This window comes from Tessaracoccus flavus, assembly GCF_001997295.1.
GTDB lineage: Bacteria > Actinomycetota > Actinomycetes > Propionibacteriales > Propionibacteriaceae > Arachnia > Arachnia flava.
Window position 1 is genome coordinate 1,918,016 of sequence record NZ_CP019605.1, and the last position, 11,065, is coordinate 1,929,080.

An 11,065-nucleotide genomic window follows, 5' to 3' on the forward strand; every position below is an offset into this window, starting at 1 on the left:
GAATGCACGAGATGCGCACCATCCCCGTGACCGACGAACTGACCGCTGAACTACGCGCCTACGCCGTGGCGATGCGCGACGGATTTCACGAGGCCCCGATCACCGCCGACGGCTGGGCCAGATGGCACGAGGCGATCCGTCATGACGGCGCCCGACTCCGTGGTGTCTTCGATCCTGATCGCCCCTTCGGCCTGGCCAGCGTGCCGGTGGGGACCTTCGCCTCCTTCCCGGGCACCATCAACACGGGCACCGAACTCGCTCCAACCAACTGCATCACCGACGTGACGGTGGCCGCCAGCCACCGGCGGCGAGGGATCATGCAGCAGATGATGACCACGGATCTCAACGAGGCACGCGAACGGGGCGACGTCTTCGCCGCGCTCACCGCGACCGACACCCGCCTCTACGGACGGTTCGGATTCGGGGTCACCGCAGACTCAAGGCGGATCGAGATCAATACCGGTCACTCATTCGGTCTGATCAGCCAGCCGTCGGGATCGTGCGTCTTCGCGACCGGGGACGACGCCTCTGCCGTACGGCGGAGCCTGTTCGAGCGGTGGCACGCGGAACAGTTCTGGTCGATCACCCGCCACCACCACTACTGGCAGCCCGGGTTCGACTGGGCCACGCAGACAGCGCGCCACGACCGCCACATCATCCACCTCGACGACGACGGCCACGCCGATGCGGCCGCGGTGATCGTCGTCCGGGACGACCACGTCGAGATCCGGGACCTGCTGGGGCTCTCCCACCGCGCCGAGCTGGAGATCATCCGGTTCGTCGCCCTGCTGGAGACCCATGACAAGGTGGTCTGGCGCCACTGCTTCGATGTGAGGCACCCGCTCCCGTGGGCCGTCACGGACCGCCGCTCCGTCTCGGTGGTCAAGGAGTTCGACACGCTGTGGGTCCGCATCGTCGACGTCGAGCGCGCGCTCGCCAGCCGGTCGTACGAAGGCGACGGCGAAGCGACCATCCGAGTGGTCGATCCGCTCGACGACAACACCTTCACCTACCGCATTCGCGTCGCGGGCGGTCAGCCGGACGTGGAGACCACCTCGCGGGAGCCTGACGCCACCCTGCCCCTGGACTCCCTCGCCCCGATCTACAGCGCGCTGCAGGGCCCGAAAGAACTGGCCTCCGCCGGGCGGGCCCAGGGAACCCCTGAGGGCCTGGCGAGGGTGGCGAGGCTGTTCGCCCGCGAGGAGCCGGGGATCAGCGCGTCAATCTTCTGAGCCGCTGCCCGACGACACAGCCGCGGGGCCTTCGGCGAGCAGTCGGACGAAACCCTCCTCGTCGAGGATCGGCAGACCGAGCTGCTCTGCCTTGGCAGCCTTCGAGCCGGCGCTGGCTCCGACCACGACGAAGTCCGTGTTCTTGCTGACCGACCCGGCGGCCTTGCCCCCTCTGGCGAGGATCGCCTCCTTCGCGCCGTCGCGCGTGAAGCCCTCGAGCGACCCGGTGACGACCACGGTCAGCCCCTCCAACGTCCGCGGCATCGACTCGTCGACCTCGTCGGCCATGCGGACCCCAGCTGCTGCCCAGGCCTCGACGATGGAACGGTGCCAGTCCACCTCGAACCAGCTGAGCACCGACTCTGCGATGACGGTGCCCACGCCGTCGGCCGACGCGAGTTCCTCCAGGGAGGCTGAGCGGATCGCGTCGAGAGTGCCGAACCGCTGGGCCAGCGACCGGGCGGCGGTCGGCCCGACGTGCCGGATCGAGAGGGCGACGAGCACGCGCCACAGGGGTTGTTCCTTCGCCGCCTCCAGGTTGGCCAGCAGCTTCTCACCGTTGGCGGAGAGTGTGCGTCCGTCTTTGCCCGACCGGGTGTAGAAGTCGGTGCTCAGCAGATCCTCGGCGGTGAGATCGAACAGTCCCGACTCGTCGGTGAGGACGCCGGAGGAGAGCAACGCTCCGGCGCCCTCCCAGCCCAGTGCCTCGATGTCGAAGCCGCTGCGGGAGGCCAGGCTGAACAGTCTTTCGCGGAGCTGACTCGGACAGGAGCGGGAGTTCGGGCAGCGGATGTCCTTGTCGCCCTCCTTCTCAGGGGCGAGCTCGGTCCCGCACGAGGGGCAGTGGGTCGGCATCACGAACTCACGCTCCGAGCCGTCACGCAGTGCCGCCACCGGCGCGACGATCTCCGGGATCACGTCACCCGCCTTGCGGAGCACCACTGTGTCCCCGATGAGCAGCCCCTTGCGCTTGACTTCGAAGCCATTGTGGAGAGTCGCCATCTCGACCGTCGAGCCGCTGACGAAGATCGGCTCCATCACCCCGAACGGGGTGACCCGGCCCGTGCGACCCACGTTGACCTGGATGTCCAGGAGTTTGGTGTTGACCTCCTCGGGCGGGTACTTGAAGGCGATCGCCCAGCGGGGCGCGCGCGACGTGGAGCCGAGCCGGCGCTGCTCGCTCATGTCGTCAACCTTGATGACGATGCCGTCGATCTCGTGCAGGAGACCGTGCCTGTGCTCGCCGTAGTAACGCACGAACTGGGCGACGTCCCCCGGCGTTTCGACGATCCGGAACGTATCCGGCACCGGGAGCCCCCACTCCCGCAGCCGTTCATAGGCCTCGCTCTGGCTCTCGAACGCCGCGCCCTCCACTGCGCCCACCCCGTGGACCAGCATCCGCAGGGGACGCTCCGCGCTGATGGCGGGGTTCTTCTGCCGGAGCGAGCCCGCGGCGGCGTTGCGCGGGTTGGCAAAGGGTGACTTGCCGGCGGCAACGAGGGAGGCGTTGAGCTCCTCGAATCCCACGAGCGGTAGGAACACTTCGCCGCGCACCTCCAACACGGCCGGAGCGTCGCCGTTCAATCGGTGCGGTACGCCTGAGATCGTCCGGACGTTGGGGGTCACGTCCTCCCCGACCCGAGAATCGCCGCGCGTGGCCGCGACGCTGAGGCGGCCGTCGAGGTAGAGCAGGTTGACCGCCAGCCCGTCGATCTTCAGCTCACAGAGGTAGCGCTCGGCCGGCGTCCGGGCCAGCCACGCCTCCAACTCCTCGTCGCTGAAGACGTTGTCGAGGCTCAGCATCCGAACCCTGTGCTCCACGGGGCTGAAGTCCGTGATCTGCGCCTGCCCGACCCGTTGCGTCACCGAGTCGGGAGTTACCAGTGACGGGTGCGCCTCTTCCAGAGCAATCAGCTCCAGCATTGCCGCGTCATAGGCAGCGTCGTCCATCGTTGGTGCGTCGGCCCCGTAGTACGCCTCCTGGGCCTCGGTCAGGAGCGCGTTGAGTTCCGTCCACCGACGACGCAGCTCCGGTGACGTGACGCCGGACTCCGCACTGGGATGCTCAGTCATGCAGCAATGGTTCCACACGACGCAGGGCAGAGGCTTGAACCTCGACCTCGCCGGGGCCCAGCACGCTCCACCGGGTCGTCGGGGCGGCCGCTGCCGTTCCACACTGATTCACCCTGAGAAAATGCGCCTAGAGGGCTGTGTGAGCCCTGGCACGTCAAATCTTCAGGACGAACGTGAGGGCCAAGCGTCTGGCCAACCGCAATCCGGCCCCCTCGCGGCCATGATCGAAGCCGCCAACGGGGCGGAACCCCACGGACCAGCGTCGAAATCCCACCGCTGTTTGGCAAACCGTAGAACAATAGGCGCGACAACCTGCGCCGCCGGGAGATTTCGGCGGCCGAACAACGAAGGCATTCACATGGCTACCGCGAACATCACCCGCGACGAGGCTGCGAGCCGATCGCAGATCGTCGACACCCAGGCCTACCGGGTCCTTGTCGACCTCACCGGCCGCGACGTCGCGGAGCCCACCCGCCAGTTCCTCTCCACCTCCACCGTCACGCTGGAGTCCCGCGGAGGGGAGATCCATCTCGACCTCATCGCCGACGAGATCCGCCGCGCCAACCTTGACGGCGATGAGTTCGACACCGCCGGGTTCGACGGCTTCCGGCTGCCAGTGCCCCATCTCTCCGAGGGCACCCACGAGATCACAGTGGAGGCCGTGTGCCGCTACTCGAACTCCGGCGAGGGCCTGCACAGGTTCATCGACCCCGCAGACGACAAGGTCTACCTCTACACCCAGTTCGAGACGGCCGACGCCCGGCGCATGTACGCGAACCTCGAGCAGCCGGACCAGAAGGCCACGTTCCAGCTGACCGTGCTCGCTCCGCAACACTGGGTGGTATTCACCAACGCCGCCAGTGTGGATCCGGAGGACATCGGCGACGGCTTCGGCCGCTTCGAGCACGAGGTCACCCCCCCGATGTCGACCTACATCACCGCTCTCGTGGCGGGCGAGTTCCACGTCGAGCGAGGCACCATCCAGTCCGCAGCCGGGGAGCTTCCGGCTTCGGTCGCCTGCCGCCAGTCGCTGGTGGAGCACCTCGACCACGAGCGCATCTTCACCACCACTCAGCGCGGCTTCGAGGTGTTCGAGGGTGCGTTCGGCGTCCCCTACGCCTTCGGCACCTACGATCAGATCTTCGTCCCCGAGTTCAACGCAGGCGCCATGGAGAACGCGGGCTGTGTCACGTTCCGCGACGAGTACCTGTTCCGATCGCGGGTCACCTCCCGCGAGCTCGATGCCCGCGACAACACCATCCTTCACGAGCTCGCCCACATGTGGTTCGGCGATCTCGTCACCATGCGATGGTGGAACGATCTGTGGCTGAACGAGTCCTTCGCCGAGTGGGCCTCCCACTTCGCCAACGACGAGATCGCTGCGCGCTACGACACGGGCGCGAACCCGTGGGCCTCGTTCAGCAACGAGCGCAAGGCCTGGGCCTACCTGCAGGACCAGCTGTCCACCACGCACCCCATCGCCGCCGACATGAGCGACCTCGAGAAGGTCGAACAGAACTTCGACGGCATCACGTACGCCAAGGGCGCCTCCGTCCTCAAGCTCCTGGTCTCTTTCGTCGGGCTGGAGCCGTTCGTCGCGGGCGTCGGCGAGTACTTCCGCAAGCACGCCTTCGGCAACACCGAACTCCGCGATCTCCTCGTGGAGCTGGAGGCGGCGTCTGGCCGCGACCTCAGCTGGTTCTCCGCCGAGTGGCTCGAGACCGCCGGCGTCAACACCCTGGCGGCCGACTTCGACGTGGACGACGACGGGGCGTTCACCCGGTTCGAGGTCGTGCAGACCGCCCCGGAGGGATGGCCGACGCTACGCACCCACCGCCTCGGCATCGGCCTGTACTCCCTCGACGGCGAGTCGCTGACCCGCCACCACTACGCCGAGGTGGACGTGACCGGGGAACGGACGCCCATCGAAGGGCTGGTCGGAGTCCAGAAGGGCGATGTGGTCCTACTCAACGACGGCGACCTCACGTACGCGAAGGTTCGCCTCGACGACCACTCCTCTGCCACGCTCGTCGAGCACATCGACGGCCTGCACGATCCGCTCGCACGCGCCGTCGTCTGGACCTCCTTCTGGGAGATGACCCGCGACGCCGAACTACCTGCGCAGGAGTTCATGCGCCTGGTCCTGGCGGGCCTTCCGTCCGAGCACGACATGGCGGCGGTGTCGACGCTGCTCAACCAGGCGGGGACGGCCTGCCTCGCCTTCACGGCACCGGAGCTCCGCGCCGAGGTCAACGCACGCCTGGTGGCGGGGTTGGCGAAGCTACTCAAGGGTGCCGACGCCGGGTCCGACAAGCAGGTGCTCATCGCCAAGGCGCTGATCTCAGCTGTCCGCTCCGACGAGGGCGTGGCGCTCCTCAAGGGTTGGCTGAACGACGAGGAAGTGCCCGCTGGTCTGGCTGTCGACACGGGTATCAGGTGGGCGATCACCGCCGCGCTGGCGAAGCTCGGCGCCATCGACGCTGACGGCATCGCCGCGGAGCTCGAGCGCGACAAGACGAACGCCGGGGCCGAACAGGCCGCGGGCGCCGCGGCCGCACTGCCCGACGAGGACTCCAAGGCACAGGCCTGGTCACTGGCCACCGACAGCGCCGACGTCCCCAACGAGACGCACCGCGCGATCTGCATGGGGTTCTGGCGCTACGGGCAAGACGAGATCCTCGAGCCCTACCCGGCCGCCTACCTGGACCTGCTCGGGCGGATCTCGCGCCGCGAGGGGATCTGGGCCGAGCGCGGCTACGCCACGATCGGCACCGCGCTCCGCTGGCTGTTCCCCTCCCCCATCGCCGATGCCGCCCTCATCACGACGGTGGAGGCCTGGCTGGAGGACAACAATCCGAGCGAGCAGGTCCGTCGCAGTGTGACGGAGCGTCTTGACGAGGCGAGGCGCGCGCTTCGCGCTCAGGATCGCAGCCGAGGCTGAGCCGAACTGCACGCGCAAGAGGCGGGCGACCCATGCTGGGTTGCCCGCCTCTTTTTGCGCGTCTGCCGTCGGTGACGGCGTTCGGTTACCGCTGTTCGACTCGCTCCACCTCGGTGGACGTGGCGGCATCGCCACGGCCCCGCCTGGCCATCTTCGGACCGAACACCATGAGTGACACAACGGCCCCGAAGGCCAGCGGTCCCACGACCATCAGCAGGATCATCTCGACATCGGACAATGTCTGCGCCTCCGGCCATCCGGGGAGCACCTCAAGCAGAGCCACGTTCATGGACGGAACTCTAGCCGATCGGGCACTTCGGGTTGCGCTAGATTCATGGGCGACATCGGGAGGTGTGCATGGACGAGCCGCGCGCGGTCATGACGGCAGACGACATTTCCAGGGCGTTGACCCGGATGACCCATGAGATCGTGGAACGCAACCGCGGTGCTGAAGGGGTGCTCCTGCTGGGGATCCTCACCCGTGGGGTCCCGCTGGCACACCGGATCGCCGAGATTGCGGCCCACAGCGAGCTCACCCTCCCCGTCGGCCAGCTAGACATCACCATGTACCGCGACGATCTGCGCGCGAACCCCACCAGGCCCGTTGGTCGAACGATCCTCCCCGGCTCGATCGATGATCGGGTCGTGGTCCTCGTCGACGACGTGCTCTACTCGGGCCGGACGGTGCAGGCAGCGCTCCACGCGCTCGCCGACCTGGGCCGGCCGTCGTCGATCCAGCTCGTGACCCTCATCGACCGGGGCCTGCGTGAGCTGCCCATCCAGGCCGACGTCGTCGGCAAGAGCCTGCCCTCCGCCCGGTCCGAGCGGGTCCGGGTTCAACTGAGCGAGACCGACGGTGAGGACCTCGTGACGATCGAACGGACCGCCCAGTGAAGCATCTGCTCAGCATCGCCGATCTCAGCCGCGACGAGGTCGACTCGCTCCTGGCCACCGCCGAGGAGATGCACGATGTGCAGTCCCGGCCCATCAAGAAGCTCCCCGCCCTGCGGGGGCGCACGGTGGTCAACCTCTTCTTCGAGGACTCGACAAGGACCCGCTCGTCCTTCGAACTGGCCGCCAAATGGCTGTCCGCCGATGCGATCAACGTCTCCGCGAAGGGGTCTTCAGTGAGCAAGGGCGAGTCCATGCGCGACACGCTGCTCACCCTCGACGCGATGGGTGTGGACGCCATCATCATGCGTCATGCGGGATCGGGTTCGGTGGCGCAGGCCGCCGGCTGGGTGAAGGCCTCCATGATCAACGCCGGCGATGGGATGCACGAGCATCCGACCCAGGCGCTGCTCGACGCGCACGCGATCTCCCGGCACCTCCGCGCCCTGGGCAGGGGAAGCCTGGAGGGCAAGCGTGTGGCCATCACCGGGGACCTGCTGCACTCCCGCGTGGTGCGCTCCAACGTGCTGCTGCTGGACAAACTGGGAGCCTACGTCGTGCTGGTGGCTCCCCCGACGCTGTTGCCGCCGGGGGTGGAGACGTGGGGAGTTGAGGTCAGCCAGGACTTCGACGCCGTGCTGCCGGACGTCGATGTGGCGATGATGCTCCGGGTGCAGCGCGAACGGATGAGCGGCGGATTCTTCCCGTCCGAGCGTGAGTACATCGACGGGTACGGGCTCACCCCCCGCCGTCTCGCTCTACTGCCCGACCACGCCTGCATCGCCCACCCCGGCCCCATGAACCGGGGTCTCGAGATCTCGTCGGCCGCAGCCGACGCGGCCCGCTCGATCATCCTCGACCAGGTCTCGGCCGGCGTCGCGGTGCGGATGAGCGTGCTCTACCACCTGCTGGCAGGAGAGGAATCCTGATGACCGCCACCGTGCTGCGCGCCGTAACCCTCCCGGACGGGTCCCGCACCGACCTCAAGCTGTCGGACGGACTGATCGTCGACGACGTCCCCGCCGGCGCCGAGGTGATCGACTGCGACGGGCTCATCGCGCTACCGGGCCTCGTCGACGTCCACGTCCATCTGCGCGAGCCCGGCCGGGAGGACACCGAGACGGTCGCCACGGGCGTCCAGGCCGCGGCCAGGGGCGGCTTCACCGCCGTGTGTGCCATGGCCAACACCCAGCCGGTCACCGACACCGCGGAGAAGGCCGAGCACATCCACGATCTCGGCCTCGACGCACGCGATGCCGACGTCGCGGTCATCGGAGCCATCTCCAAGGGTCTGCGGGGCGAGGAGCTGGCTGAGCTCGGCCTCATGCACCGCTCCCGCGCCGGGGTCACGATGTTCTCCGACGACGGCCACTGCCTCATGAACGCGCAGCTGATGCGACGGGCGTTGGAGTGGGTCAAACCGTTCGGCGGGGTCGTCGCTCAGCATTCGCAGGATTCCAACCTGGCCGGGCCCGGCGCGTGTTGCCACGAGGGTGAGCTGTCGGGTCGGCTGGGCCTGGGCGGCTGGCCCCCGGTCGCGGAAGCGGCCATCATCGCCCGCGACGCCATGCTGGCTGAAGCGACCGGTTCCCGGCTGCACGTCTGCCACATCTCCACCGCCGAGGGCGTCGACGTCGTGCGCTGGGCCAAGGCCCGCGGCATCCAGATCACGGCAGAAGCAACCCCCCACCACCTCCTGCTCGGCACCGAGGAACTCGTCGGCTACGACACCGTGTACAAGGTCAACCCACCGTTGCGCACGTCGGAACACATCGAGGCGGTGCGGGCGGCGCTCGCAGACGGGACCATCGACGTCGTCGCCACCGACCATGCTCCCCACGCGACCCAGGACAAGGACCACGCCTTCGTCGACGCGCGACCGGGGATGCTCGGGCTCGAGCAGGCCCTTTCCGTGGTCATCGAGACGATGGTGAAGACCGGACGCCTCGACTGGTCCGGCGTCGCCGACCGCATGAGCCACGCCCCCGCAAGGATCGCCCGCCTCAGCGGGCACGGGCAGCCCCTCGCCGTCGGCTCCCCCGGCAACGTCACGCTTGTCGACCCCGAGCGAACGGCTGTGGTCGACCGGGAGGCATCGCGGTCGCTGAGCCGCAACAACCCGTACCACGGACGGGACCTGCCCGACCCCGTCGAGGCCACGTTCCTGAGGGGCCGGCAGACCTTCCGGCGCTAGTCGCGCCAAAGTGAACGCCTCGGCCGCGTGATTCGGCCGAAGTGTTGGACCGCCCCGTTGAGGGTTGACAGACTGGCCGGACCTGCACTGTCGCACCCCCACGAGGACGGCTGGCGGGACGTCTTCCAGAAGCTACGCGCACGCTCAATCTGACCGCATGATTGCTCGCGCAAGTTGATCATTTGGTTACCAAAACGTGACCAGCGAGACGGCGCGCTCGAAGCCGCGTCTCTGCCACTAGGCTCGTGGCAAAGAAAGCCGCGTTCGCAACCAGGAGGAACCATGCCCGCTGAGCAGTTGGCCAACGTCGGAGTGATCGGAATGGCGGTCATGGGGTCCAACCTCGCCCGCAACCTCGCCCGGAACGGCCATCGTGTCGCCCTCTACAACCGCACGACGGCGAAGACTGACGGCGTCATGGCGGACCATGGCCATGAGGGCGACTTCGTGCCCTCGATCGACCTGCCGGAGTTCGTTGCCTCGCTGGAGCGTCCACGCCGGATCATCCTGATGGTCAAGGCCGGCCCGGCCACTGACGCCACCATCGAAGCGATGCTGCCGTTGCTGGACGAGGGCGACATTGTCGTCGACGGCGGCAACTCGCTGTTCACAGACACGCGCCGCAGAGAGGCCCGGCTACGCGAGCTCGGTCTGCACTTCGTCGGCGCAGGGATCTCCGGCGGCGAGGTGGGAGCCCTCGAGGGGCCCTCGATCATGCCGGGGGGATCGAAGGAGTCGTACCTGGCGCTTGGCCCCATCCTGGAGTCCATTTCGGCGAAGGTCGACGGTGAGCCCTGCTGCGCCTACATCGGCACCGATGGCGCCGGCCACTTCGTGAAGATGGTTCACAACGGCATCGAGTACGCCGACATGCAGTTCATCGGGGAGGCCTACGAACTACTCAAGGGGCTGGGGCTGAGCCATGACGAGATGGCCGACGTCTTCGCGACGTGGAACACCGGCGACCTCGACTCCTACCTCATCGAGATCACCTCCGACGTCCTGCGCAAGACGGATCCGAGCACCGGAGTTCCGCTGCTCGAGGTGATCGTCGATGCGGCCGGCATGAAGGGCACCGGCACGTGGACCGTCCAGTCCGCGCTCGATCTCGGCACCCCGGTCAACACGATCGCCGAGTCCGTCTTCGCTCGTGCCATCTCATCGTCGCCTGCGCTCCGCTCCGCAGCACAGGCCGCCCTTTCGGGCCCCGACGCCTCCATCACCGTCGACGACCGCGTCGCGTTCGTCGATGAGATCCGCCAGGCGCTGTGGGCCAGCAAGGTGATCGCCTACGCCCAGGGCCTGGACGAGATCCGGATGGCCGGCGAGGAATACGGCTGGCAGATCGACGTCGGCGAGGTGGCGAAGATCTGGCGCGGGGGCTGCATCATCCGGGCCAAGCTCCTGGAGCGGATCCGTTCAGAGTACGCGGCGCAGAACCTCACGACGTTGCTGGAGGCGCCGTCGGTCGCCGAGGGCCTCGCCGACGCGCAGGAGGCCTGGCGCAATGTCATCGCGGTCGCGGTGAAGGCCGGCGTGCCGGTTCCCGGATTCTCCGCCGCGCTGGCTCACTACGATCAGGCCCGCGCCCCCAGACTCAACGCCGCTCTGACCCAGGGGCTACGCGACTACTTCGGCGCCCACACCTACCGGCGCGTCGATCGCGAAGGAAGCTTCCACATCAACTGGTCCACCGACGGCGCAGAGATCGAAGCAGTCGACCTCCACTAGTCA

General features: G+C 67.9%; 8 protein-coding genes. 6 read left to right on the plus strand and 2 right to left on the minus strand.

The window, feature by feature from the left end; translation table 11 throughout:
• Positions 1-2: 2 nt before the first annotated feature.
• Positions 3-1,232, plus strand: coding sequence for a GNAT family N-acetyltransferase (locus RPIT_RS08840; RefSeq protein ID WP_077342421.1), 1,230 nt, complete (start codon positions 3-5; stop codon positions 1,230-1,232).
• Here the strand turns inward: RPIT_RS08840 and ligA are convergent.
• Positions 1,221-3,305 (minus strand): NAD-dependent DNA ligase LigA, encoded by a 2,085-nt coding sequence (gene ligA / locus RPIT_RS08845; protein ID WP_077342423.1) that lies wholly within the window; start codon positions 3,303-3,305, stop codon positions 1,221-1,223. The two genes, RPIT_RS08840 and ligA, sit on opposite strands and share 12 nt — an antisense overlap.
• A gap of 358 nt (positions 3,306-3,663) precedes the next feature.
• On the opposite strand from ligA, the gene pepN reads away from it, so the two are divergent.
• Entirely contained in the window at positions 3,664-6,246 is a 2,583-nt protein-coding gene (gene pepN, locus RPIT_RS08850) for an aminopeptidase N (RefSeq protein WP_077342425.1), read from the plus strand.
• 85 nt (positions 6,247-6,331) lie between these two features.
• On the opposite strand, the gene RPIT_RS08855 is transcribed toward pepN, so the two are convergent.
• Positions 6,332-6,535: a hypothetical protein gene (locus RPIT_RS08855; RefSeq protein ID WP_077342427.1), complete on the minus strand. Its 204-nt coding sequence runs from the start codon at positions 6,533-6,535 to the stop codon at positions 6,332-6,334.
• Between the two features lie 68 nt (positions 6,536-6,603).
• On the opposite strand from RPIT_RS08855, the gene pyrR reads away from it, so the two are divergent.
• The 4 genes from pyrR to gndA all read left to right on the plus strand — a co-directional run bounded on the left by pyrR (position 6,604) and on the right by gndA (position 11,062).
• Positions 6,604-7,140 carry a bifunctional pyr operon transcriptional regulator/uracil phosphoribosyltransferase PyrR gene (gene pyrR, locus RPIT_RS08860; RefSeq protein WP_077342429.1) on the plus strand — a complete coding sequence of 179 codons (537 nt, stop codon included), beginning with the start codon at positions 6,604-6,606 and terminating at the stop codon, positions 7,138-7,140.
• The gene (locus RPIT_RS08865) at positions 7,137-8,066 is read left to right on the plus strand and encodes an aspartate carbamoyltransferase catalytic subunit (RefSeq protein ID WP_077342431.1); all 930 of its coding nucleotides are present in this window, start codon (positions 7,137-7,139) and stop codon (positions 8,064-8,066) included. Before pyrR ends, RPIT_RS08865 begins: the two co-directional genes overlap by 4 nt.
• Positions 8,066-9,331: a dihydroorotase gene (locus tag RPIT_RS08870; RefSeq protein WP_077342433.1), complete on the plus strand. Its 1,266-nt coding sequence runs from the start codon at positions 8,066-8,068 to the stop codon at positions 9,329-9,331. Before RPIT_RS08865 ends, RPIT_RS08870 begins: the two co-directional genes overlap by 1 nt.
• Before the next feature lie 282 nt (positions 9,332-9,613).
• On the plus strand, positions 9,614-11,062 hold the full coding sequence (gene gndA, locus RPIT_RS08875; RefSeq protein WP_077342435.1) for an NADP-dependent phosphogluconate dehydrogenase: 1,449 nt from the start codon (positions 9,614-9,616) through the stop codon (positions 11,060-11,062).
• Positions 11,063-11,065: the final 3 nt, after the last annotated feature.